The sequence below is a fragment of the Paenibacillus sp. ATY16 genome (assembly GCF_003399985.2).
Taxonomy (GTDB): domain Bacteria; phylum Bacillota; class Bacilli; order Paenibacillales; family Paenibacillaceae; genus Pristimantibacillus; species Pristimantibacillus glycanilyticus.
In genome coordinates, this window is record NZ_NMOK02000022.1 from 81,869 (window position 1) to 106,478 (window position 24,610).

The 24,610-nt window shown below is 46.4% G+C and carries 19 protein-coding genes; 1 reads left to right on the forward strand and 18 read right to left on the reverse strand.

Features of this window, described 5'->3' with window-relative positions:
* Position 1: 1 nt before the first annotated feature.
* From CFI03_RS12120 to CFI03_RS12165, 10 genes are all read right to left on the reverse strand, one after another.
* Positions 2 to 775, reverse strand: a complete 774-nt coding sequence (locus CFI03_RS12120; RefSeq protein ID WP_116393810.1) for a protein phosphatase 2C domain-containing protein — start codon at positions 773 to 775, stop codon at positions 2 to 4.
* Positions 776 to 786: 11 nt separating this feature from the next.
* Positions 787 to 1,617, reverse strand: a complete 831-nt coding sequence (locus CFI03_RS12125) for a vWA domain-containing protein (RefSeq protein WP_116393811.1) — start codon at positions 1,615 to 1,617, stop codon at positions 787 to 789.
* Positions 1,618 to 1,741: 124 nt separating this feature from the next.
* Complete coding sequence (locus CFI03_RS12130) at positions 1,742 to 2,263, reverse strand: AAA family ATPase (RefSeq protein ID WP_236013294.1); 522 nt, start codon at positions 2,261 to 2,263, stop codon at positions 1,742 to 1,744.
* A gap of 32 nt (positions 2,264 to 2,295) precedes the next feature.
* Positions 2,296 to 3,993, reverse strand: a complete 1,698-nt coding sequence (locus CFI03_RS12135; RefSeq protein WP_116393812.1) for a response regulator — start codon at positions 3,991 to 3,993, stop codon at positions 2,296 to 2,298.
* Positions 3,994 to 3,995: 2 nt separating this feature from the next.
* Positions 3,996 to 5,705, reverse strand: a complete 1,710-nt coding sequence (locus CFI03_RS12140) for a histidine kinase (RefSeq protein ID WP_205411925.1) — start codon at positions 5,703 to 5,705, stop codon at positions 3,996 to 3,998.
* 101 nt (positions 5,706 to 5,806) lie between these two features.
* Entirely contained in the window at positions 5,807 to 6,685 is an 879-nt protein-coding gene (locus CFI03_RS12145; protein ID WP_116393813.1) for a carbohydrate ABC transporter permease, read from the reverse strand.
* Positions 6,686 to 6,696: 11 nt separating this feature from the next.
* Positions 6,697 to 7,557 (reverse strand): ABC transporter permease, encoded by an 861-nt coding sequence (locus CFI03_RS12150; protein WP_201003924.1) that lies wholly within the window; start codon positions 7,555 to 7,557, stop codon positions 6,697 to 6,699.
* A 109-nt stretch (positions 7,558 to 7,666) separates the two neighbouring features.
* A complete protein-coding gene (locus CFI03_RS12155) occupies positions 7,667 to 9,400 on the reverse strand; it encodes an extracellular solute-binding protein (protein WP_248757523.1) in 1,734 nt (577 codons plus the stop codon).
* A gap of 318 nt (positions 9,401 to 9,718) precedes the next feature.
* On the reverse strand, positions 9,719 to 10,300 hold the full coding sequence (locus tag CFI03_RS12160) for a histidine phosphatase family protein (RefSeq protein ID WP_116393816.1): 582 nt from the start codon (positions 10,298 to 10,300) through the stop codon (positions 9,719 to 9,721).
* Between the two features lie 36 nt (positions 10,301 to 10,336).
* Positions 10,337 to 10,855 carry a GNAT family N-acetyltransferase gene (locus CFI03_RS12165; RefSeq protein WP_349292473.1) on the reverse strand — a complete coding sequence of 173 codons (519 nt, stop codon included), beginning with the start codon at positions 10,853 to 10,855 and terminating at the stop codon, positions 10,337 to 10,339.
* Between the two features lie 277 nt (positions 10,856 to 11,132).
* On the opposite strand from CFI03_RS12165, the gene CFI03_RS12170 reads away from it, so the two are divergent.
* The gene (locus tag CFI03_RS12170) at positions 11,133 to 14,546 is read left to right on the forward strand and encodes an S-layer homology domain-containing protein (RefSeq protein WP_116393818.1); all 3,414 of its coding nucleotides are present in this window, start codon (positions 11,133 to 11,135) and stop codon (positions 14,544 to 14,546) included.
* Between the two features lie 176 nt (positions 14,547 to 14,722).
* On the opposite strand, the gene CFI03_RS12175 is transcribed toward CFI03_RS12170, so the two are convergent.
* The 8 genes from CFI03_RS12175 to CFI03_RS12210 all read right to left on the reverse strand — a co-directional run bounded on the left by CFI03_RS12175 (position 14,723) and on the right by CFI03_RS12210 (position 24,273).
* Positions 14,723 to 15,292: a histidine phosphatase family protein gene (locus tag CFI03_RS12175; protein WP_116393819.1), complete on the reverse strand. Its 570-nt coding sequence runs from the start codon at positions 15,290 to 15,292 to the stop codon at positions 14,723 to 14,725.
* A gap of 23 nt (positions 15,293 to 15,315) precedes the next feature.
* Positions 15,316 to 15,651 (reverse strand): hypothetical protein, encoded by a 336-nt coding sequence (locus tag CFI03_RS12180; RefSeq protein ID WP_116393820.1) that lies wholly within the window; start codon positions 15,649 to 15,651, stop codon positions 15,316 to 15,318.
* 155 nt (positions 15,652 to 15,806) lie between these two features.
* On the reverse strand, positions 15,807 to 17,414 hold the full coding sequence (locus CFI03_RS12185; protein WP_116393821.1) for a glycoside hydrolase family 3 protein: 1,608 nt from the start codon (positions 17,412 to 17,414) through the stop codon (positions 15,807 to 15,809).
* A 25-nt stretch (positions 17,415 to 17,439) separates the two neighbouring features.
* On the reverse strand, positions 17,440 to 19,062 hold the full coding sequence (locus tag CFI03_RS12190; RefSeq protein WP_116393822.1) for a response regulator transcription factor: 1,623 nt from the start codon (positions 19,060 to 19,062) through the stop codon (positions 17,440 to 17,442).
* On the reverse strand, positions 19,059 to 20,879 hold the full coding sequence (locus CFI03_RS12195; RefSeq protein WP_116393823.1) for a cache domain-containing sensor histidine kinase: 1,821 nt from the start codon (positions 20,877 to 20,879) through the stop codon (positions 19,059 to 19,061). Before CFI03_RS12195 ends, CFI03_RS12190 begins: the two co-directional genes overlap by 4 nt.
* A gap of 24 nt (positions 20,880 to 20,903) precedes the next feature.
* Positions 20,904 to 21,761: a carbohydrate ABC transporter permease gene (locus tag CFI03_RS12200; protein WP_116393824.1), complete on the reverse strand. Its 858-nt coding sequence runs from the start codon at positions 21,759 to 21,761 to the stop codon at positions 20,904 to 20,906.
* Positions 21,761 to 22,642 (reverse strand): carbohydrate ABC transporter permease, encoded by an 882-nt coding sequence (locus CFI03_RS12205; RefSeq protein ID WP_116393825.1) that lies wholly within the window; start codon positions 22,640 to 22,642, stop codon positions 21,761 to 21,763. Before CFI03_RS12205 ends, CFI03_RS12200 begins: the two co-directional genes overlap by 1 nt.
* A gap of 248 nt (positions 22,643 to 22,890) precedes the next feature.
* Complete coding sequence (locus tag CFI03_RS12210; protein ID WP_116393826.1) at positions 22,891 to 24,273, reverse strand: ABC transporter substrate-binding protein; 1,383 nt, start codon at positions 24,271 to 24,273, stop codon at positions 22,891 to 22,893.
* Positions 24,274 to 24,610 lie beyond the last annotated feature (337 nt).

Here is a 24,610-nt window from a genome sequence, read left to right on the forward strand (position 1 = left end):
CTCACTTCCCTTTGACCAGTTTTAGACGAATGAACGTAACATCATCATTTCTAAGATAGAAACAGCCTTCACGATGATGTCGCCGTCTTTCTTCATGCACGAGAGTGTTAAAGTCGCGCTCGCCGGCCAGCTTTTGTATGATGCTTATTACGCTGCTATCTTCCTTGTATCGAGTGAGCAGCCAACAGGCTAGGGCATCGGTCATCAACCAGAACTCGTCTCCCGCTTCCGCGGTACCGCTCCATTTGCGAACAAACGCATGAAGCTGGACGTTATTGGCCGCGTTACTCGAGATGAGAACCGGACGACTCCCGAAATCATCGGCTGTGCTTAAAGGAAAGGAAGCGATCATCGTCTCCTCTCGAACATGAAAAATACAGCTGTCGCCGACCGCAATCGCGTCAAATACCGCGGACTCCGCATCCACCGCGAATCGGAACGTGATGCCCGCTAATGTGGAGAACGCCCCGCTGCCGAGCTTCTCTTGCGCATACCAGGGGAGGCTTTTGCCGCTGGTTTTTTTCTGCCAGGCTTTCGATAATGGTGAGACTGATCTATGGATCTGCTTATCTCCCAATCTGCCAAGGCAATAACCCTTTACGAGCAATCTCGCCCATAGTTCAGCAAACGAGGACTCGCTTGCCCCATCGGCTATGGCGAATCTACAGCATGTCGTCTCCTTGTGAACATGCGTGCTGCTATGGGAGGCATCCTCGTATTCATCGGTGCGGTTTCCTGCCTTAGGCAATAGAAAACATTCGTTTTCGATTCGCATAGCTTTAAGCTCTATCGCAGATTGGCCGGACGCGTTCCGATATCAAGCGCCTGGATCACGAGAGTCAAATCCGCATTGAGGACAAAACCTCTCGCTCCATCGGAAAGATTCAAGTCGTATTCCTGATTGGCGACTCGGATCATAAAAGGCGTCAGCGAACTTGAGCCTTCGTAAAGCATTCTGGAATACGCGTCGGGCAGCGCGTCCGCGGTTTCCGGAAAGCGGAGCTCCACCGCGCTTGGACTATCGGATATGTGCAGGTTGAATAGCAGGACATTTCCGTCATCGGTCGAGAGTGCTCTGATTTGTTCCATTTCAAGTGTAGGATCGCCGTCGGTCGATTCCCCATCCGTGATATGAATGACAACCGGCGGAAAACAATGGGTGTACTCGCTGATCCATTGAGTCAGAACGGTTTGAGCCGTTCTCATCGCTTCGCACATCGGCGTGCCTCCGTTTGCAACGGGTTCAAACCAGACCGGAAACTTGACGAGTTGATCAACCAGTCCGCCTGCCCCATCCGGCACTTTTTTCAACCGCTTATCCAGCTTTGAAGGGTTATCGGCAATTTCGCTAATCGGCACCACTTCTTTCCCCGCTAAAACACCTCCGAACGCCGGACCGACACCGGCGCCGTAGCCAATTACGCCGACATGATAGTAATCGCGTATCCCTTCCGACTTCGCGCACTTGATAACGAGATTTTGCAATAACCGGTTGATGGCGTCCGAAACGCTCTCGGACTTCGTGCTTGCCCCAAACGGATCGGACATCGACCCGGATTGGTCGATAATAAACAAGATACACGACGGATTCGAACGGCTGATTTCAGCTGAATACATGCGCTCACCCCTCCTAATAGATACATAGTTATACCTATTCGAAAGGGGACAAAGTATTGACAATAAATCATTAATAATGACTCTAGCATCATTCAAAATCAACGATGTTGCTGATCTTTGATGATTATGCGTATTGAAGTACCCATTCTTTAATTTGAGCTGCTACAACAGCTACTTCGGCAACCGTAGTATCGACAATAGGCATTGGTGGGCTATATTCTTTATCTGCATGATCAACTAACCATTTTGCAAATTCCTTATAGTCCTGAATCATTTCTTCCGGCCAATTTCTTGCACGTAATCGTATTTCACGGGTTTCATCATCACAGTGTAAATTTAGATAATATACATGTTTAAAATAAGGGTAATCCACGCATTTTTTAATATCCCATGGCATTGCTGTTCCACATATTATCGTCATCCGTCCACTTTCGGCAGTATTTCGTGCAACCCTAAGCCATACGTTTCTTATTTGTTGTTCGTCAGTAATGCCGACTTCGCGGAGATTATCGATATCAAAGATATTGAAATGAGGTAATATTTTTCGAAGCTCATCGATAACATAAGTTTTTCCGGAACCGCTTGAGCCTGTCACAATGAATAGCGGTATTTTTTTCTCCATTAGAGAGTTTTGTTCATTGCCCACATATAGTCCACCTTTTCGCAAATGTAATTCGCTCACTTAACCCTCATCACGTATGAATCTCTATATTCTTGCGGTGAGCAGCCTGTTGAGCTTTTGAAGAACCTTGTAAAGGAGGTAGCTGATTCATAACCTACTTGTCTGGCAATCTCATGTATTTTAATGTTTTCATTCACTAACAATTCTTTGGCTCTTTGAATTCTGGCTGCATCAATGAATTCCGTTAATTTTTTTTTCGTTTCCTGCTTAAATATCCTTGATAAATATGAGGGGTTTAAATACACTTGCTCGGATAATCGAACAAGAGACAAATCCTCACCGAGATGTGAAACTATAAAATTTTGAATAAACGAGATTACATTATCAGCCCTTCTTTTTTGCTCTAGCTTTTGAAGTTCAAAGACACATACGGAAAGCTTTCTTATATAAGTGACCGCATCGCCCCAACTACAAAAATGAACCGTATTAACAAACCGGATTTCACCTATTTTGCCAATAACCTTGTCACGCAATCCCCAACGATTCATATAAGACAATAAGCACATCGAAATAGAGCAGTACACTTGCTGGGCAACCAGATTATTTTTATTTTTTATCAAGCTTAAAGGCAGCAAAATTTGCTCCAGCTCTTCAAAATACTTATCCTTCAGGCCCGATTCTAAATATTGCTCTAAGAAAGTAAACAAATTTGTAGTTGTAAGTGACAGTAATTTTTGCTCTGCTTCAAATTCCTCATCGTTAGAGCATTCCGATTCATTCTCCGCTGCAGCAGTCGAGGGCACTTCATCATCTACTAATAATACCGTATTCTCTGTTCCAATTCGGTAATTCAAAAGGGAATGCAAGGCATGATATTGCTGCGAGATATCATTCCATGTCGTCGGTTTACTGCCAACGGTAAAGCTGATAGAATGATTGAGCTTATCCTGGCAGCTTTGCTGGACGGACTCAAGCATTCCCTTTATGTAGTGTAAGGTATGGACATAATCCTCCGTAGCCGGGTTTACGTTTTCCTTCGGTTGTATAAGGATCGTAAATCTAAAATGATCGTCTAAAATGATGACGCATTTCAAATTAGAGGTAAGATATCGCTTTATCATTTGTCGAACAGAGTAAATTTGCTGTATTTTCTCTAAATAGTTATCGTCTTGGAATGATAGATCATCTAATTTGCCTACAACAAGGATAACCGGGGCTTCATCCGTAATGGGCAGAGAAAGCTGGTCAAATTGCTCCTTCGTTGCCTTTACCATCGAGCTCCCCTTTAATAAGCTAAGCAGATAACCTTCCTGAAACAGTTCCAATGCGATGTGAATTTTTTCTTTGGCTTCTCTGATGAGATCACCGGTTTTGATTTCCTTACGGATTTTGAACACCGTCTCTTCAACAACTTGTATGATCTTGTCAATATCTTCTAATTTCAGAATATAGCTTACATCGGGATGCTGGATCGCTTTATAGATATAGCTAAATTCGCTGTGACCCGTTAAAAAGATGATTTTGCATTGCGGCCACTGTTTAAATATTTCATCCATCAGTTGCAGCCCGTTAATATTCGGCATATCGATATCCGTTAACACAATATCCATACGGGTGCGATGCAGCCACTCTATCGCTTCTTCACCGCTATATGCCTTATACACGTCAAGCGATAAGTGGTCCATCCCTCTAAATACCTCAAATAAATGATTAACTATAATTTCCTCGTTATCTACAATCAAAAGTCTTAACATGGCTACTCCCTCAGCTTAGCATGAATTTGCAATCTGACTAATAATCCTCCCAGCTCACTTCTTGCTACCTGCAGCCCATACTCCTCACCATAGATCAGTTGCAATCTTCGATGAATATTGTTTAGCCCAGACGATTCGCTGCTGTGTGCTTCCATGAATTGTTTTTCTAGATCCAGCAATTTGTCATCGGTTAATTGCTTTCCATTATCCTCGACAAAAATCGATAGCTTATCATCTGTCGTTTGGAAATAAACCCGAATGGTGACGGGACCTTTTGAATGCTCTACCGCATATTTAAAAGCATTTTCGATAATTGGTTGCACGATTAATCTAGGGACGCTGATTTCCTTAAAGGAAGGCGGACAGTCTTCAAATTCAATCGTCAGCTTGCTTGGATAACGCATTAACTGAATATCGGCATAGGTTCTTGCATGCTCAATTTCCTCATACAAAGAAATAAAGTCGGAATCATTTTTCGTAATAAACTGAAAATACTCCCCTAATAGCTTGGTGAAAGGAATCAAATTCTCATCCTTTACTTTCGCCATCATGTTCATTAAGAAAAAGCTATTGTATAAGAAGTGGGGGCTGATTTGAGATTGAAGATGCTTTAACTCGGCTTTTTGTTCAAGAATTTTGTGTTTGTACACTTGATCAATGAGATTCGAGACGTTTTGAACCATGGAATTAAAGCCCTTGTTTAAGTAATCAAATTCATTGTTGTGATTCACTTCCACTTTGACATTGAAATTACCCTTTTCAACACTGCGGAACGATTTCACAAGCTCCTTCATCGGACGTTGAATTAACTGGTAGGTGTAAGCATAGATAAACGTGACAAGGATGAGTACTACACCCGTAAACACCCATAGCCACACGTAAAATCCTTTTGTCGGAACCAGTACAGCATCTTTAGGTATGAATCGAAACAGCACCATATTCAAGTATTCGGATTTCTCCGCGATGATGAACGTGTCGCCATGACTAATCACTTCGCCAATTTTGAATTCGCTTTCATTTCTTGCGAACGAATGAACGACATCGTCGAACATGTGATCCTCGTCGCTATATATCGTTAACCCGTTTGTTAGATCCAGCAAAATCGACTGACTGTCGGGATAAGTATCGAACTGCTTTAACGCTTCCCGGAATACTTCCGTATTTAGTTCGATTTCAATCATAAACAAAGGGCTTAACCCCATGTTGCCCGATAGAAATGTACTGAGATGAAGGTTCCCATTATACATTAATAATTGAGCGCCCTTCATGCCTTCCGGAATTCTTAATGCTTCAAATTTGTCCCTATTCAAAGCGCCCACTGATTTTTTGGAGGAAATGGTCTTTTGTATAGGGTAAATATGCGCGCTAACATTTGAAATATAAGCATTGCTATTTTGTATGGATACCAGGCGATGATGCAGCTTTCTCATACTCTCCATCTTTTCGTAATCGTCCATAATCGTATATCGTATCGCAAGCTTATTTAAATCCTCATCATTTAAAACATCATATTGCAATATTTTTATTCGATCGATTTCTGCCTCCAGCCCCTCTAAATAAAAGGTAACCTGAGCCGTCGTTGATTTGTAAATTTCATCTTTAACCGTCTTTAAGCTCCAGTTGTACATATAAATACCTAAAGCGACAATGACCAAGATTGCGGCTAAAAATGTTGCCATTAATCTAACAAAAATGCTAGATTTAATCGCCACCCCCTCCTTCTATTTCTTTTCCTACATATTAACAAAAAATCATAGCACAAAACATGACTATTTCTTTTATCGCTAGCGGCCTCTTGGACGGCTGATCGCGATCAGCCTTTAACACTGCCTAGAACCATACCTTTTACGAAATACTTCTGTAAAAATGGATAAGCGCAAATGATCGGCAGAGCACCTAAAAAGATCTGTGCGGACTTTAACGTTTTATCGGAAATTTTAGCCATTACTTTCGCTTCCTCAGGTGTTAATGTCGTAAATGATTTTTGTACAACAACCGTTTGCATATAACTTTGCAGCGGATAATTGCTTGGATTGTTCATATAAATGAGCCCGTCAAACCAGCTATTCCAATGACCGACCAATGAAAACAATAAAATCGTTGCAATAGCCGGCATGGATACCGGAACATAAATGCTCCATAACGTTCTCCAATGGCCTGCTCCGTCTATAAATGCGGATTCGCTTAATTCCTTTGGGGTTAGCCTAAAGAAATTCAAAAGGACGATTACGCTAAATACAGGTACCGCACCAGGCAATATTAATGCCCAAACCGTATCGATGAGTCCTAATTCCTTGACCAGCATGTAGGTTGGGATTAAACCGGCACCAAAGATCATCGTGATGAAAAAGGTCCATGCATAGAAGGCTCGAAAACTAAAGTCTTTCTTTTCCTTGGATAAAGGATAGGCAATCGTTGTCGCTAACAACACATTAATTGCGCCGCCAAGAGCGATGCGCTGCAGGGATACAAGCATGGAGTCCCAAAAGGCTTTACGCTGAGCAACAAATTCATAGGAGGTTAATGAAAACTCTTTTGGCCAAAAGGTTACCGTACCGGTAGACGCAATCGCGCTTGACGATAAGGATATCGCTAAAATATGAATCATCGGAAGCACGCAAACCGCAGCGACCAAAAGGAGAAAGATATTGTTAATGACTAAAAACCAGTCTAGTTTTTTTTTGATTCGCATTCCTATACCTCCTAAAAGATTCGATAATCAGCAAATTTATAAGCAAAAAAATAAGAGGTTGAGACAAGGATCAATGCAATGACGGATTTAAACAAACCGACTGCCGTAGCTACGCCAAACTGCGCATCCAACAAACCGATCCGATAGACGAAAGTGTCGAGTATGTCTCCACTCTCATAGACCATCGGGCTGTACATATTAAAGATTTGGTCAAAGCCTGCATTCAGAAGATTCCCTAAGCTCAAGACCATCAATAATACGATAACCATCTGAATACCGGGTAGGCTAATGTGTATCGTCTGCTTCCAACGATTCGCCCCATCCATTTGAGCCGCCTCGTACAGATTCGGATTAATCCCGGTTAACGCAGCAAGATAAATAATCGTTCCGTACCCGAAATCTTTCCACGTATCCGTTAGTATCATCGTATACGGGAACCACTTATTGTCACCCAAAAAGAATATGGAATCAAAGCCAAGCTTATTAATCAACGTATTAATAAGTCCGTTTGTAGGGGACAGGATGTCGATAAAGATGCCGCCCAATACGACCCAGGAGAGGAAGTGCGGCAGGTATATCGCCGTTTGAATGCTGCGCTTCAATAGGACATGCTTCATTTCGTTTAACAGCAACGCAATCACGATGGGAACAACTAAGCCCAAGATGACCTTCAAAGACGCAATATAAAAGGTATTCCACAAAATATTGTCGAAATTGGGCAGGCTCATCACATATTTAAAATTTTTCAAACCGACCCATTGTTGATCGCCAAAGAGCCTTTTAGCCGGAATAAAGCGTTGAAACGCTATAATAATGCCAGCCATAGGAACATAGCTAAATAGGATGACGAATAGAAACCCTGGCAAGATCATGAGATTTAACGGCAATTCTCTTTTCAATTTTTTTAAATTCAGCTCAATCACCTTCTCCTATGGATTAAGAAAATGGAAAGCAAGGATGCTCCTTGCTTTCCATAACGTGTTATTTGTTTGATGCGTACCACTCATTGACTTCTTTCGTGATGTCTGTTCCGCCAACTTTATACCAGTTGTCTACGAATTTATCGAAATCATCCAAAGGCACCGCACCCATAATAATTTTGACGAATGTTTCTTTCTCCAATGCCTCTAATGTAGATTTTCTTTCAGCCATCGTTTCTGTCGGCGGACCGGCAAACGCTTCATACTTGAATCGTTCATTATCCATATAATTAACCCCATGCCTGTAAACGCCCTCTGCTCCGTAGATCTTAGGCCAACCCCATTGCGAAACATCCCCGTCTTCGAAAGCTTTAATATTGCGATAAATAGCTAATGCTTCACCCGTTAAGCTGTCAAAGCTATTATCTTTTCTAGCCTTTTCGATTTCCTGGAAAGCTCGAATGTTTTTAAATGCTGACGCAGGCTGAACCGGGGAGTACTTCCACACCCCTACGCTATCATTTGCTGCCGGCATGTAATAGTAGTCAAAATCTCCTGTTTTGCCCCAGTTAAGCTCCACGTGTAAATTGAACATTTTGATAAGCGCCTCAGGGTTCGAGAATCCCTTTCTTACTACCCAATAGCTGTCCGCTTGGAATCTTTGCGGAGAAAGGGCCGGTTTACCGTCTACGGAAACAAGAGCATAACCTACCCAGTTGGCATTTGGATCATTTTGATAATTGCTGATGAGCGGATACATGGGATTCCATTGAGCGCCAAAATCAATGCCGATTTTACCGGCTGCAATACTCTCGGCTACTTTGCCACCGTCTTTAACCCCGAACTCTTTATCAAGCTGACCTGCCTTATACATATCGGAAAGCGCTTTCAATGATTCCTTAACTTCAGGGAGCGTGCTGCCCCAAACTAACTTTCCTGAGCCGTCATCAATCCACATATTCGGATAAGCATGGTAGCCCGCAAAAAATCCTTCCAAGCCCATTGCGCCGCCGTATAAATCTTTTGTTAAAGCTAAGCCATACGTATCATTTACCTTGTTCCCGTCTGGATCCTGTGTTGTAAACGCTTCGGATATTTTCAGCACATCCTGCAGGGAGGTTGGCTCAGGAAGCTGTAATTTGTCTAACCAATCCTTGCGGATCCATAAATAAACGCCATCACCGTAAACGTCAGCCTTACCAAGCCCCACAATCTTTCCGTTAACTGCAGCAGAATTAAGCACAGCCGGTCCTTGTTCAGCGTAAAGTTTCTTTAGATCTTCCGATGCGTACTGCTCCCAATATGGCGTTAAATCCTCGATTAAATCCGCTTCGGCTAGCTGCTTCATTTGCGCTGGCGTTACGCGAAGCATATCTGGCAAGTCACCGGATGTTAACGTAACATTCATTTTTTGGGTATAAGCATCGCCGGTGCTAACTGTCCAGTCATACGTAACATTAATGCCCAGTTTCTCAGAAAACGCTTTCAACCATCTGTTGTTTTCAATCGTTTCTCCTGGAGTTTTAGGAATGATATTATCTTGGGTGTCATTGTCAACATCACGAGTAAAGCGAATCGTAAGCGGCGTTTCATACTTGCCGAACGGATCAGCATCTCCGGAAACCGATTCCTTCGGTTCATTGCTGCCCGTATTACTGTTGTTTGCTGGACTCTGAGCTCCAGTATTCGTTTGTTTCTCGGGTGAATTGGAGCTGCATGCTGAAATAAAGCCCGTTGTAAGCATCAGCGATAACATAAGAAGTATTGCTTTTGAAGACGGTTGATTTTTCTTCACCTTAAAACCCCTCTCATATAGTGGGAATACTAAGCACATTTTAAATTCTATGTTATTTTTTACTAATCGTATATTTTCAATTTGTTACTTCATTATCATCTCTTTACTCCATGCCATCCCCCTATGCTTTCACTTTTTTAGATCGTTGTCATTTTTTTACCTTCTCGTCTAAAGCACACATACCCGTTTCAAGTGCGCGGACAATACGCTCCGATTGAACTCGATTTGCCCTTTCTTTAACAAAAGCTGCAGCAGATCCTCCGATCTGCTGCAGCTTTTGTGATTAAGCTATAGTTGATATCGCAACTCCGCTGCTCTTCATTTGACTGTAGAGCCGTTTATTTTCATCCGGTAGACTCCTGCCTCACCGAGAAAATCATCTCTTGTTAATCCCTTTTCTCCAAGCAAAATCCGATAGTTCGTTATGGTACCATCATGCGAGATAATCAATACTCGCTTATAACTTTCCGGGATCCAATTTAATAATTGCTTTGCATACCCTTCGAAAACCTCTTGGTCTATCCTATTTATACCTTCCTTCCAACAGTCCAAATTAAAATCGAGAATTTTTACGTCTCCATATAGGTTTGTAATCTCAGTTTTAGAAAGGATCTGATCACAAGATAGAAAAAGGGATTCTTGATTTTGTGGGAACATTCTTGGACCAACAAAAGGGGAAATAATGAAGTCTAAGCTATTGTGTAATATCAAAGCTGTTTCAATTGTACGTTTGGTTGGACTTACAAGCATCAAATCATCAGGGTTAATTCTTACTTTGTCTCGCAGTTGAGCTACCTGAAACACGCCGTATTCTGTCAGACTAGGGTGTAAAGTATTCAACCGATTGGGATAATCGTTGAGGTGTTCTCCGTGACCGTGTCGAATAAATAAAAACTCCATCTATCTGCCCCCTAGCTTTATAACTCCAATGGCTAATCACCTATAAATCTTTTCATAGAAAACCATTGTCATTTTGTCGTTAATTACTTTTGTTGCACCTGTTTTTTTATAGCCTATCTTCTCATACAAATAACAGTTTCCTTTCTCTTGTAGGATGGTACCCAACTTCCATGACTTTGCATCATCATATATCTGCTCAACCATTGTAAAAACTTTTTGAGCTATTCCTTTTCCTTGATGTTCTGGCAGTATAAAAATTGGGCTAATACTATAAATTTGATTATCTTTTTTCACGACTCTAATTCCACCTACAGCAGCCTCAAGATAATGAATGATGAAATAATCCGTAAAAGATTGATTGATTTGAGTGATAATTCTTTCTAAGGTTTCATTGGCGGGGCTTGTTTCAAAATCCTGATATTTTTCCAACAAGGGCATAAACGCTTTGACCTTCATTTCATGAATATTCACTGCATCTTTTAATTCTGCTTTACATATTGAAACCTCCATTAAATAGATCCCTCCAACATTAAGGATTAACATAGCCTCTTTCAATGCAGCTCCTTTAAAGTTACACGATCGGAAGAGAGTAGGAGACGCTACAACTACCAGCGCGCATACCTTGCGGATAATTTATTTGAGTTGAATCATGTTTATTTTCTTAAGATTCCTCGGAGTAAGCGTTTCCATAGATTCTATATTTTGACAGGTTGTAAACCTGGTAAATATACAACATCATATAGTTGGGCGTTTGTCAAATTGGCAATGTGTCCGAATACGATGCGGTAAGCCGTAGGCCCACCGGATCGAAAAATAAGGAGGATTTTCATTTATGTCAAAACGTTTTGGCAGAATGCTCGCGTTCCTCTGTTGCTTGGTAATGGTGGCGTCGCTAATGTCTGCCAGCTTTGCCGCCGCCAATGACAACAGCGAGTACGCAGAAGCACTTGATGGCGACCTCAGTTCTACAACTCTTGCAAGCTTGCAGGCGAATGAAACGCCGACCGCCATTTTCGGAACTCCCGAACTCGGGTCAAACGACCCACTGTGGGCCTTGACAATGGAACATCCCATCAATAAAAGCACTGTACCCGACGACCCTAGACCCCATGCCACAGGCACAGCCAGAATCCTTTGGGACCACGACTACCTGTATGCCCGCGTAGTTGTGGAGGATAGCAATCTATATAAGGGAGCCGGCGGAGATTACCAGTACGACAGCCTGGAGTTTTATGTCGGCAATGGATCCGGAGGCTCAAACCAATGGCGTGTCAGCGCGACGGGCGTGTTTTCAGGGCAGTCCGCTCCTGGCAGAGCTGCGTGGACCCAGATCACGGATACTGGATATATCGTGGAGATGAGAATACCCAAAGGAACCTTGACCTTACAGGAAGGCAAGCTTACCTTTGAGGTCTATATCAATAACTCGACGGAAAAGGGCGGTGATCGCTATGAAGTCGTTTCCTCTTTCGGAGTTCCGGACGCGGGTTATTCCAGCGATGCTTCATTTACAGACAGCCTGCAGCTCACTTCAGCCAATGAAGCGGATACCAGATTCTCAATCACCGCCACGGCGGGACCGGGCGGTACAATAACGCCGGACCCACCCGGCGATGTTCTGAGACTTGCTAAGGGCTCAAGCAAACAATTTTCGTTTAACCCCAATCACGGCAAAATTGTAGATACCGTAACGGTAGACGGCGAGGCCGTGACTCTAACTGCTGGCACTTATACCTTTGCAAACATTGAGGCTGACCATACCATTCACGTGACATTCAAAAACGATCCGAACGCGAAGCAGCTTCCCTTTATCGTATGGAATGACAACTTCGCCCGTGGCGAGTACACGACGGCCGTCATCATTGACTTAGGCGATGGGAAGGCGGCGTTAAGCTCCGCGCTTAAACCGGGCTTGTTTACCGTATCGGCTAGGAACACGACCCTCAGCGGCGACTCGGTGACCTTTGAAGGGACGCGCAAGATCGCAAGGGTATACGCCAACAACGAACCAAAAGTACGCGGCTATCTGGGCACGGTAAGCCATTCACCGGATTATCAGGAAGAACTGGCTAGCGGCCGATACATCGTAGTTGAGTTTGAGTTTTATTCAGAGAGCGGCGGCAATATAACGCTGGACGGCAACAGTAACTCGACAAAGCAAGTTTACAACATCGTCCAGAACGACGAGATCCAACTAACAGATGGGAGTTCGCTTCGCAACGTGGTTTTTGAACAGGACAAAGTTGTGAATCCGATCCTTGACAAGTTTACAACACCTACGGGCGATTCGGTCAATCGCGCGCTCTACCTTCACAAGGATGGCAACGGTAACGTGGTGCAACGATTGCCGCTGTATGTCTATACTCACGGCCGGTCACGCGGCGGCACAAACGCTGAAACAGACCCTAAAGCGGCCATGAAATCCGCCAATGGCTCGGTCGCTTTAATGAAAAAAATGGAGGAAAACCCTAAAAAATACGCCAGCCATATCCTGAATATTTCCTATAATGGCGTATCTACTCCCTCCACAGCCAATGTTAAGAAGGTTATAGACGACCTGGTTGCCAGCGGCGCAGTAGACCCTAACCGTATTTACGTGGCAGGCTTCTCCTGGGGCGGCTTGTATACGAACACCTTAGTTAACGACTACCCCGGCTTCTTCGCGGCCGCAGCACCTATGTCTCCGGTAAACGGATCACCGAATGCGAGCACCAACGACGCTCACGCCAAACTGGCCTATTGGATGTTTATCAATGCGAATAACGTTGGAATATACCAGACTAACCTCGCTACCTTCATAAACACCAATATGCCGAAAATGACCAACGCGAGAGCTTCCCGCTTTGAGAGCAATGAGGCTCTTACATGGCCCTACAATCAATATGATCAGCCGAGTCAGAGGCCGAATCCGGACAACACACCTGCCCTGCCTGATTATATAGCGCACGAGGTTGAAGCTGCGGTTCTTTACAACCAGATAACGATGGGGAATTGGAGCATAGCTCCAACGGCGCAGTCCCCTAACTTGCCGACTTGGAGCAATGACTACACAGACGTCTTTGATTGGATGTTCGCGCAGAGAAAAACGGACGGTCCCGGTGCTCCGGGCAGCTTCAAGGCAACGGCGGGCGACGGACAGGTCGCATTAAGCTGGACTGCTCCGGCTGACGACGGTGGCAGCGCGATATTGGGTTACAAGGTCTGGTATGGCAGCGTGACGCTAGTCACACTGGGTGCGGCGGAGACCAAATATACCTTCACGGGCCTGACAAACGACCAAGCCTACACCTTCAAGATCGTTGCGGTAAATGCGAAGGGCGAAGGCGCGGAGATCAGCGCAACGGCTACGCCGACGAAGACGACAACTTCTGGTGGCAACAGCGGAAATTCGGGCAACGGGACAGACGCGGGATCGAAGTCGAACTACACTGTGAATACACCTAAGGATAAGCCCGCGGTCACAGACAAAAACGGCAACACCACCTTGCCCGGCGGCGGCGAGATCGCGATCAAGGGTGGGACGAAAATCAAGGTACCCGAAGGCACAACAATCGACTCAAACGATAAGATGACCCTTCCGGCGGGCAAGAGCGCCGAAGTGGCGCTATCCGGCGGCATGTCGCTGAACCTCCATGAGGGTACGGAGCTTGTGTTCGATGACGACACCCCGCTGGGCTTCCTTGTGTTGTCGGGCAATCCTTTCAGGGATGTCAACAAGGCCGACTGGTTCTACAGCTACGTAAACTTCGCCTACACATACGGTCTTTTCAACGGCATGACGTCCACGACGTTCTCACCGGGCACCTCAATGACGCGCGCGATGTTCGTGCAGGTACTAGCCAATCTTGAGAACGTAAACCGCTCCGACTACACGAGTTCCCGCTTTAGGGACGTAACGGACGGGCAATGGTACACGGCGGCAGTCGAGTGGGCAGCCGAAAGCCGAATAGTCAACGGTATAAACACAAACCTGTTTGACCCCAATTCACCGATGACGCGCGAGCAGATGCTGGTAATCCTGTACAACTACATGAAGTACAAGGGCTATGAGATACCTGAAAGCCAATCTAAGTCCTTCGCGGACGAGGGTGAGATGAGCTCATGGGCGCTCAAGGCCGTTCAGGCGCTGCGGGGCATCGGCATTGTATCAGGCAAGCCGAACAACCTCTTTGACCCGAACGCCACCGCCACCCGCGCCGAAGTAGCCACTATCTTTGTAAGATTCGTCGAATATATGGCTAAGTAAAAGCGTAAACAGAAAAATGCGGCCCCTTCCGGCTGGACGCGACACTCCACATGCGCTGTCTGAGAAAATCGTCGCGGATATGCTCGAGTAATAAATCGATTAGATTGCTTAAAAATAGAAACAGCGGTAGCTTTGGACTCAGATATGCAGTCGCAAAACTACCGCTGTTTCTTGTACTATCGAAAATCCCCATTCCACAGTCTTCTTACTTCTTTTAATTCTAAATTTTCAAAACTTAATTTATATATATCCGGTTTCTCCAGTTGATTTAAAAAATCCAAACCATAACTCGAATCAAAATTGTTCATCATCAATGTCATTACAAGTCCATGAGTTCCGATAGCTATTTTTTTCCCGGAGCGTTCTTTTAATAATTTTTTTATCACTGATACAGATCTATTCTGGCATTCATAATTAGACTCCCCACCCGGTAAACAATAATCAAAATCATAAAATTTCTCATGAATAACCGACATTAAATCTTCAATAACTTCGCTAGCAAAATGCCTTTCCCTGAGATCTTCAAATATTTCGATATCTAATCCCACGTTTAGTGCCAATCCCTCAATACTCAGAATTGCTCGGCTATACGGGCTGGATATGACGACATCAATACCTTCTTCTTTAAGGATTTCTGTAACTTTTTCAACATCGTCCTTGCCCTTAGCGGTAAGTCCCCTTGTTCTTTCCGTTCCTTCATTGTAAGGTGATTCAGCATGCCTGACCATATAGATGATGGTGTTCATATCGTCCTCCTTAAATTGTTAACTTATGGTCCCAGTTTCGAAGCTTTGAAATACTTATCATCTACTTTTATTGCAATGGCTTGATTGGGGTCTTTTCCTTTTATTTCAAACAAAATACTTCCTATTGGTATGCGCAGGTCATTTGAGTCACCATTTTTTTTCGGCATAGGCGTTGTTTGTCTTTTAATCTTTCCTATCTCTTTACCGATTTCTTCAATGGAGATCTCCTCAATCGAATATCCATACAGGATATTATTCCAGGCAACAGCGCTTGGATATGATGAGCTTGACTCTTTATTTTGAACACTGCAACCCGCTAAGAGGAAAGACACTATCAAAACTAACACTATCATCCTCATAGATTCCCCTCCTCCCCGAAAGTAAAATGGAAAATATCTCCTTCACAAAAAAACGTAAAAGGATATTGATTTGTTGCAGTAAACTCCCGCCTCATACCTTAAATAAAAAATGCCCCTGAACGTCAATCATGACGAGATCAGAGACATTTCTATTATTACAACGCTACATTCCAGCCAAAAGGATATTGCGCGGATAGCTCAAGCGGCAATGCGCCGCTTGGCTTCAGCTCCCCGGTTAATACTTTGGCGGCTGATTCCAGGGCAAGCGGACGGCATTCGTATACGGCCAGGTAGGCTTTCGCAACGGGATATACGTTCAGATCCAGCGGGTTGCGGACAGACACCGCAACGGTGCGATCGCCTGCCAGCTTAATGACTTGCTCTGCGATCTCGCGTTCAATCGGGTGTTTTGTCGCATCGTAAGTGACCACAACAATCTGGTCGAACGTTTCCACGCCGGCAAGCGGATCCGAGCCGCTCATGGAACGCTCCTCGACTTGATCAAGGCGATCCTTCAAATAATCCCCAAGCGTACCGTCTCCCGATAACATCTCATCCGCAACGGATACCGGCTTGATATCCGGCCACAGCACAAGCGTACGGGCTTCCCGGCGCAGCGGAAGCAGCGAGCCTTCATTTTTTACTAGCGTAGCCGAGGCTTCGCTCCACTTCCTTGCAACCGCTTGGTTGCCGGAGGTTGCAAGCTGTGGTTCAACCGCTTCCCAAGCCGCAAGAGGAGCTTCAATCTCATAATCCTGCTTCAGCTGCATCACTCTGGCGAGCGATTCGTTAATCCGCTCCTCGGACAGCTCGCCGTTCTCAACCGCAGCTACCACGGCTTCAAGCGCAGCCACTTGTTTTTCAAACGTATGGCTGACGAGAACCATGTCCGCTCCGGCTTGAATGGCCTGTACCGCGCCATTCGCCGGTCCGTAAAATCGATCAATGGCATCCATCTCGAGGCAATCGGTGACGATAACCCCTTTGTAGCCCAGTTCTTCACGCAGGAGGCCGGTTAAGACCGGCTGGGACAACGTCGAAGGCTTACCCGACGGATCGAGCGCTGGCAGGCAGACATGCGCCGTCATAATAGCAGCTGTTCCAGCCGCAATTGCCGCACGGAACGGTGCCAGCTCGATCGCATCGAGCCGCTCCCGGCTATGAGGAAGCACCGGCAAATCATGATGGGAGTCTAACGAGGTATCGCCATGGCCCGGGAAATGTTTTACCGTTGCGGCTACCTTTGACGCCTGATAGCCCAGCAGGGCAGTTTTCCCAAGCTCGCTGACAATGTGCGCCCGGTCGCCATATGAACGGACGTTAATAACCGGATTATCCGGGTTATTGTTAACGTCTAGACATGGCGCGTAGTTCATCGTAACGCCTAACAAGCGAAGCTCTTCGCCGCATACGCGGGCGGTCTCTCCCGCTCCCTCAGCCGAACCCGTTGCTCCAAGCGCCATATTGCCGGGCATCAGCGTGACGCCGTCCACAATCCGGGCCACCATGCCGCCTTCCTGATCGATCGCGACAAGCATGTTCGGCCGGCCGGCACGACCGGCAATAGCCTTCAGCGAGCTGGACAGCTGATGAACCTGCTTCGCATTGCGTACGTTGCGTCCAAAATAGATTGTGCCGCCGATGCCATATTTTTCGATTAAGGAAGTGATCTCTTCCGTAGGTTCATAGCCGTGAAATCCGAATACAAACAGCTGTCCAACCTTCTCCCTTAGCGACCAGCCGTTCCAATTATATTCTCCCATTACCTTCCCCTCTTTCCCCGCTAATCTAGCTTTCCTGCTCCTCCTGAGCCAACTGATGCTTGCTCCGGTAATCAGTCGGATTCTCCCCGGTATACTTCATAAACACCTTCGTAAAATACCTCCGCTCCGCGTAACCAACTTCCTTGGCAATCTGAGCAATGCTTTTCATCGTATCGGCGAGTAGCGATTTCGCCTTCTCCATCCGTTCGCGGGTCACGTATTCAATAAAGGTTTCGTTATAGGTTTGTTTGAACAGCAGGCTGAAATAAGAGGTGCTTAAGCCGACATGGGTCGCTGCTTCTTCTACGCTCAAATCCCTGTAGAGATTGCGGCCGAGGAATGCCTTGGCTTCCGCCATGGAGCGTTCGGACTGCTTTTTCTTGTCCGTCGATTTCTCGGCAACGGCCTTGGTCACCTGCAGGATGACCGACAACAGATCCTTAATGCCGAACCTGCGGTCCAGCTTCAGCCAAAGAAGATCCTCCTGCTCGCGCGAAAAAATCCCCATTTCCTTCGTCTCGCGCATCAGGTTAAGCACAAAGAAATGCAGCATCGGCTTAAACCGTCCAAGCGAGGTTTCGTTCATCATCTGCAGCTGGGCGGTCAGATGCTTTAGTTCCTCGTCAACAACCGATGTATCGCCCCGTTTGACAGCCCCAATCAGCTTCTCGGACGTATCCCAGAAGGCTTGGTCTTCCCTTGAAGCCCCGGCGCAATCATTCGGGTAGACGGAAATCTGCTCCTGCACCGGCGTTAGCTGCATCCCCTGCTGTACCATTTTGTAAGCCTGCGACAACGCCTTGATATCCGCGTAATCCCGGTAAATGCCGGCATACAGAGATAGCTTGACGTGATTTTTCACCGCCGTAAGCAGCAGCTCCGTCCAGATCGTAATTTGCTTCAAATTGTAAGCTAACGTCTTCTCGCATTCGATAAGCACGCACCACTCGCCGTCGCGGATTTGGATTACCGCATGATGCAGGCCGTTCTGCTGAAGCCTCTCCCGAAGGACATTGCAGACCGCGAAGTTCCACAGCTTCCGCTCCTTGTCCGACCATTCCCGCCAATCCTTGGTCCGCTCCGAGCTGACGTCGAGATCAAGCACAATCAGCACATACTTCTTATCCAGCTCCTGCTCTTCCCCGTTAAACAGCCAGTTGCCGCTTGTGACCTCGGTATAGTCCATCAAAATATCATATAAAACCTTCTCGCTCGCAAGATCAATCATGCGGCCGATTTTCTGAAGCTCTTCGCTTTGCTGCTTTTTCTTCTGGCGCTGATTGGCCATTACCCGGGCAATAACTCCCGTTAATTCGTCATAAGGAATAGGCTTTAAGACATAATCCTTCACGCCGTATTGGATAGCTGCCCGGGTATAGGCAAAATCCTGATAGCCGGACAGCATAATAATGTCGCTTTCCGTCCCTTTTTCCCGAATATGCCTGACAAGCTCCAGCCCGTCCATAACCGGCATCCGAATATCGCATAACACGAGATCGAACGATTCCGATTCCAGAAGCTCAAGAGCCTCCATCCCGTTTTTCGCCGTTCCGCCAACGGTTAAGCCAAGCATCTCCCACGGAATAACCTTCTCGAGATTTCGGGTAATATGCGGTTCGTCATCTACGAGCAATACTTTGCCGTTCATAATCGTTCACCTCTGTTCTTCGGAATGGTGCAGCGTATAACTGTGCCATATCCTTCCGCGCTGCAAATCCTTAATCCGTAAGATGGACCATAATGAATGCGAAGGCGATCCGCCACGTTGCGGAGCCCCAGTCCCCGCCGTTCTCCAAGCTCCGCGGCATTGCGCCGTTTCCCGCTTGGCAGCTGCTGTTCTCGTTCGGCGAATTTTTTGAGCGTCTGCTCGTTCATGCCATGTCCGTTATCGCTGACCATAATAACAATCTGATGGGGTTCGACCGTGACTTCAATGGTAATTATGCCTGCCCCGTCTTCCAGCCCCTCAAAGCCATGCTGAATGCTATTCTCAACAAGCGGCTGAAGCGTCAGCTTGAGTATGGAATACTCCAACGCCTCTTCCGATACGTTTAATTCATACGTAAATAAATCCTCGAATCTATACTTCTGAATTTCCAAATAACTGCGGACATGCTCGATCTCCTGGCTGAGGAAAATCTCTTCGCTATGATGCATGCTTGTGCGCAGCAGATTGCTGAGCCGCCGCACCATCATCATAATCTTCCCGCCCTCATTCTGGGCTGCTAGCGCATTAATGGATTCCAGCGTATTAAACAAGAAATGCGGCTTGATCTGCGCCTGCATCAGCATCATCTCGGCATGCTGCTTGCGCTCTTGCTCCGTTCGAACTTCCGTGAGCAGATCGCCAATGCGCTGCACCATGCTGTTAAAGCTGTTGGCGAGAAGCACCGTCTCATCCTTGCCCTGCGCGTTAACTCGGATATCCAGAAGACCTTGCTCAACGAGACGCATTTTGCGGACGACTTTAATGATGCTTTTCGCTACCCGGTTCACGAAAAAGATATTAAACAAAATAGCCGACAGGATACATAGAATCGTAATCATCCCAATCCATTGGACAAAACGTTCGTTTTCGTTCGTCAGCATATCCCATGACTTTACGGACACGAGCACCCAGTCGTTAAAGCCGAGATTATAGGAAGAGACAAGGCTGTCTTCCCCGTTAAAACGCAGTCTTGCGCTGGAGTAATCGGCCGTATTTTGCGGTAAGACGCTGGAATATTCCGATATATTGGTCCCTTCGAAATGCTTGCCGCTGTCCAGCATGACAAGTCCTTCGGAGTTTACAATAACGTATCTGGAATTGGGGCCTTCCGCCTCCGGATTGAGGAAGGTATTCAGCATCGAATAAACTTCTTCGGTCTTATACTGCGTGATCATAAGGCCTAAGTCGTCAAGGGTTTCATAGTCTTTAACAAGTCTGAGCTGGGTAAATAGAGGCGGTTCAACCCCAGTCAGCTCTTGATGCTCATAAGGGCCAATCCACTTCGGACGGCCTCCTAATTGAATCGTTTCATTATATAAGGACTGATCCTTTAGCGCCTCGAAGGCAATCGGCCGGAACGTCGTTGGATCATTGCGGAATGCGCGGAACATCGTTCCATCCATCGCATACAGCACCACATAGCTTACAGCCGGATGCTGAAACAGGATACGCTTCATTTCCTTCTCGGATTGGTTAATGGCAATCAGGGTGCTGGCGTCATCGCTGGAATAATATTTCGTGTAATTCAGCGTATCCTGTACCTCGGAGCTCGTTAAATTAGTGTCGGAGAGCTGATCAAGCTCCTTGAAGAAGTACTTGATATTCCCTCCGACAGCCTTGAGTGAGATCTCGGTCTGCTCGCTGTACTTTTTCTCCAGCACGGCTTCCGTATTAAGAAAAGACACGATGCCAAGTCCAATCATCGGAACCACAACCAGAAATATAAAAGCAAGCATCAGTTTCGGTCTCAAGTTCATCTAGCGGGCCCCTTCCGGTCATCCTCAGCCCTTCACGCTTCCCGCCGTCATGCCTTCGATAATTTGCTTCTGCAAGAAGAAGTACACAACAAGCACCGGAATAATACTCATAATAACGGCAGCCGATAATGCGGCGAAATTCGTACGGTACCCGTCATTAAAGCTGGCCATACCCGTCGGCAGCGTGCGGAGCGATTCGGATGTTATAAATAATTGGGATAAAATGTATTCGTTCCAGTTGCCGATAAAATTAAGAATCGTTACCGTAACGAGCGCCGGCAGGGAGATAGGCAATACAACCTTGACGAATAAGCCGCCGGCCGTCAGCCCGTCCATAATTCCCGCTTCCTCAAGTTCATTGGGAATAGATAACATAAATGCATAAATAATAAATACGGTTATAGGCAATGCATATGTGCAGTATACCAAAATAAGCCCAAAATGCGAATTGTATAAATGAATGCCGCCAAGGCTCATTTGCTGAATCAAACGGTACAGCGGGATGAACAGCGCACCCGGCGGGACAAGCAGGCCGAACAGGATAAATTGGTACACCGTCTTGTTCATCCGCGAGTATTTCATGCGGGACAAAGCAAAGGATGTCATAGCCGCAAAGAGCAGCGTGACTAGACAGGCGATAACCGTAACTTTCACGCTGTTCAAAGCGTATAGGCCGATTTTTGCCGTCTCCCAGGCTTGGCGGTAGTTGTCAAAGTTGAAATGTTTGGGGAAACCCCATGTATTAACCGTAATCTCGCGGCTCGTCTTGAAAGACGACATAAGCAGCCACACGAGCGGGAACAGTGTTGCGATAATGTACACGATCAAGGAAAAATGAATCCAGAACTTTCCTCTGCGAAGGCCCGTAATTGCTGCATTCATCAGTACTGCACCTCCTCATGCTTCGTCAGTTTTTGCAGGATGCCCGTAAGCACGAGAATCAGAATAAACATCGTAACGCCAATCGCGCTGCCGTAACCAAGCTCCATCGAGCGGAAGCCGACCTTCAGCATGTACGTGGACATAACTTCTGTCGATTGGAACGGACCGCCATTCGTCATAATCTGAACGATATCAAGCACCTTCATCGTGCCGGATACCGTGAGAAGCAGCATAACGAACAACACGGGACGAATCAGCGGAAGCGTAATAAGCCAGGTCTCGCTCCAGCCGTTGACGCCGTCAATCTTGGAAGCTTCGACAATCTCCTTCGGAATGTTCAGAATGGCAGCCAGACAAAGGACGATAAAGAAGCCGATATTCTGCCACGCGTTCGCGATCAGAATCGAGAGCATCGCAAGCTTTGGATCCGACAGCCATTCGCGCGCCCAGCTGTCCGGCGCGACCAGACGAATAAATTGGTTGATAAGACCCGAATCGTAGTTGTACAACACGCCAAACAATATAGCGACCGTTGCCGTCGAGATCACGACGGGAACAAACACGGCCGACTTGTAAAAGTCACGCATACGGCCAACCTTACTGATCAGAATCGAGATAAGGAAGACGAGCGGAATATTCACGATCAGGGAAAACGCCATAAAGTAGAAATTGTTCGCAAGCGATTTCAGGAAAACGTCGTCTTTCCACAGCCGGGTGAAATTGTCCAGGCCGATAAACACCTTTTGCGTAATGCCGTCCCATTGAAAAAATCCGTAAACAAACGATACGATAACCGGATATACAAAAAACAAAGCATACAATACAAGCGTTGGTAGAATGAACGCGATATAAGTATACGGATTTCTGAGAGCCTTGTTCATAACTTCGCCTCCTGCTTCCTTTAAAAAAAGCTAAGGTTCGCAGAAAACCTTAGCTTTTTCCCTTCCTATTTCCCTTGCCTGTGAAGTTGTTTAGGATGTTCCCACGCCGCACTAGCGGAGCGAAAGTATCATTCTGGAGAAATGGAATGTTCGCTTTTGCCATCCGAAATTTCATCCGCTAAACGGAACCTAATGAAGAAATTCGGTGGCAATGGCGATCGGAAGAATGATACTTTCGCGTAGCGGCCTTACTTAGCAGCAGCAGCGTTAGCTTTGTCCTGTGCGGCCTGAATATCCTTAGCAACCTTCTCAGGCTTGCTCACCTTACCGATCAGCTCTTGCAAGCCTACGTTTACAACAGCGCCTACGGCAGGTTGAACGATAGCGTCGTAAGCTTTCCAGGAAGTCGAAGCGTTAGCCATAACCGTCAGCACGTCAGAGATCAGCGGATCTACGCCGGACAGGTCGGACAGCTTCATCGAAGGAAGAACCTTGTCTTCGAGCAGCGTGCGTTTTTGGATTTCTTCACTGTAGAAGTTAGCGATAAATTTCTTAACCATGGCAACTTGATCTTCGTTCAGATTAGCCGAGAAGCCAAAGCCGTTCGAGTAAGACGCGTTGATCGACGTTTGGTCGCCTGCGCCGCCCGCGATCGACGGGAAGTTGAAGTAGCCGATTTGACCTTTCAGATCGCCTGCTTCGTCGCCGGTGAAGCGGTTAGCATCCCACGAACCCGTGAATACCATAGCTGCTTTGCCGGACAGGAGCTGCGCGCCTTGATCCGCATAAGCAAGACCCAATGCGCCTTTCGTGAAGTAGTCTTTGTTTACAAGCGTTGCGTAGTCCGTGAAGCCTTTGATAAAGCCTTCATCCGTCCATTTGGTTTCGCCGGTAACAAGCTTGTTGATTGCGTCGATACCTACGTTACGCTCCATAACCGTGTTCCAGAGCATGCCGTTAACCCAGCCGTCTTTTGCTGCCAGACCAAGCGGCGTAATGCCTGCTGCTTTGATTTTGTCCGCTGTTTCGAGCAGTTGATCCCAGCTGGTCGGAACGGAAAGACCCAGATCGGAGAAGATTTTCTTGTTGTAGAAAATGCCTTCCGAATAGCCGCCAAACGGCAAGCCGTATACTTTACCGTCAACCGTGAACTCGTCAAGGCTGGCGAATTTGTCTTTAATGCCAAGCTCTTCAATGATTGGGGTCAAGTCGAGCATGCGGCCTGCTTTTACGTACAGGTTCAGGTCGGCGCCGCCGAACACTTCGAAGATATCAGGCGGGTTGCCTGCCGTCATTTCCGCTTTCAGCTTCTGGTCGCGGTTGACTACTTCGTCGATGCCCTCCAGCTTGAAGGTCAAGCCAGGGTTCTCATCCTGCGTTTTCTTAACAACATCCTCGAGAATTTTAAGGCGGTTTTTGCTGGTCTCTTTAATTTGCGTATGGCGCAGGGACAACGTTACGTCCTTCGCTGCGGGAGTAGGGGTTGCTTCTGTTGTAGCTGCCGGCTCTTGCGAAGCTTCTGTGCTTGCAGGAGTGTTATTGCCGCCGTTGTTATTGTCCGATCCGCAGGCCGAAGCGACCATGGTGAATGCGGCAAGCAATGTGGCGGTGAGCAAAGTACTTTTTTTCATTTAAGAAGACCTCCTCGATATGATCTTGCTTGTTTGCCTTGCACCCTTATTATAGATTCGATGATTCCTTGCTCGGGAGGTCGAAAATAAGCCCGATGAGGGATACAATTCTATTATTTTTCGAAACAGGGATAAAAAAACACAGCTTCTCGGGTTACTATTACCGACAAGCTGTGTAATGATAGATCACCTATTACTTACGCATATCCTCAATATGGGCTCGGATTGCCTTATAAAAAGCTCTCCACTCTTCATTTCCTTGCTCAGAACCTGACGTCTCCGAATCTTTGCTCCCCTGGTCTAGCTGATCGGGTCCAGGGAAACCGCTGTGCCGCTC

Coding starts and splice junctions, on each gene's coding strand:
- CFI03_RS12120 (WP_116393810.1), bottom strand. CDS start 775: ATGCGAATCGAAAACGAATGTTTTCTATTGCCTAAGGCAGGAAACCGC.
- CFI03_RS12125 (WP_116393811.1), bottom strand. CDS start 1,617: ATGTATTCAGCTGAAATCAGCCGTTCGAATCCGTCGTGTATCTTGTTT.
- CFI03_RS12135 (WP_116393812.1), bottom strand. CDS start 3,993: ATGTTAAGACTTTTGATTGTAGATAACGAGGAAATTATAGTTAATCAT.
- CFI03_RS12145 (WP_116393813.1), bottom strand. CDS start 6,685: ATGCGAATCAAAAAAAAACTAGACTGGTTTTTAGTCATTAACAATATC.
- CFI03_RS12150 (WP_201003924.1), bottom strand. CDS start 7,557: ATGATCTTGCCAGGGTTTCTATTCGTCATCCTATTTAGCTATGTTCCT.
- CFI03_RS12160 (WP_116393816.1), bottom strand. CDS start 10,300: ATGGAGTTTTTATTTATTCGACACGGTCACGGAGAACACCTCAACGAT.
- CFI03_RS12170 (WP_116393818.1), top strand. CDS start 11,133: ATGTCAAAACGTTTTGGCAGAATGCTCGCGTTCCTCTGTTGCTTGGTA.
- CFI03_RS12175 (WP_116393819.1), bottom strand. CDS start 15,292: ATGAACACCATCATCTATATGGTCAGGCATGCTGAATCACCTTACAAT.
- CFI03_RS12180 (WP_116393820.1), bottom strand. CDS start 15,651: ATGAGGATGATAGTGTTAGTTTTGATAGTGTCTTTCCTCTTAGCGGGT.
- CFI03_RS12185 (WP_116393821.1), bottom strand. CDS start 17,414: ATGGGAGAATATAATTGGAACGGCTGGTCGCTAAGGGAGAAGGTTGGA.
- CFI03_RS12190 (WP_116393822.1), bottom strand. CDS start 19,062: ATGAACGGCAAAGTATTGCTCGTAGATGACGAACCGCATATTACCCGA.
- CFI03_RS12195 (WP_116393823.1), bottom strand. CDS start 20,879: ATGAACTTGAGACCGAAACTGATGCTTGCTTTTATATTTCTGGTTGTG.
- CFI03_RS12200 (WP_116393824.1), bottom strand. CDS start 21,761: ATGAATGCAGCAATTACGGGCCTTCGCAGAGGAAAGTTCTGGATTCAT.
- CFI03_RS12205 (WP_116393825.1), bottom strand. CDS start 22,642: ATGAACAAGGCTCTCAGAAATCCGTATACTTATATCGCGTTCATTCTA.
- CFI03_RS12210 (WP_116393826.1), bottom strand. CDS start 24,273: ATGAAAAAAAGTACTTTGCTCACCGCCACATTGCTTGCCGCATTCACC.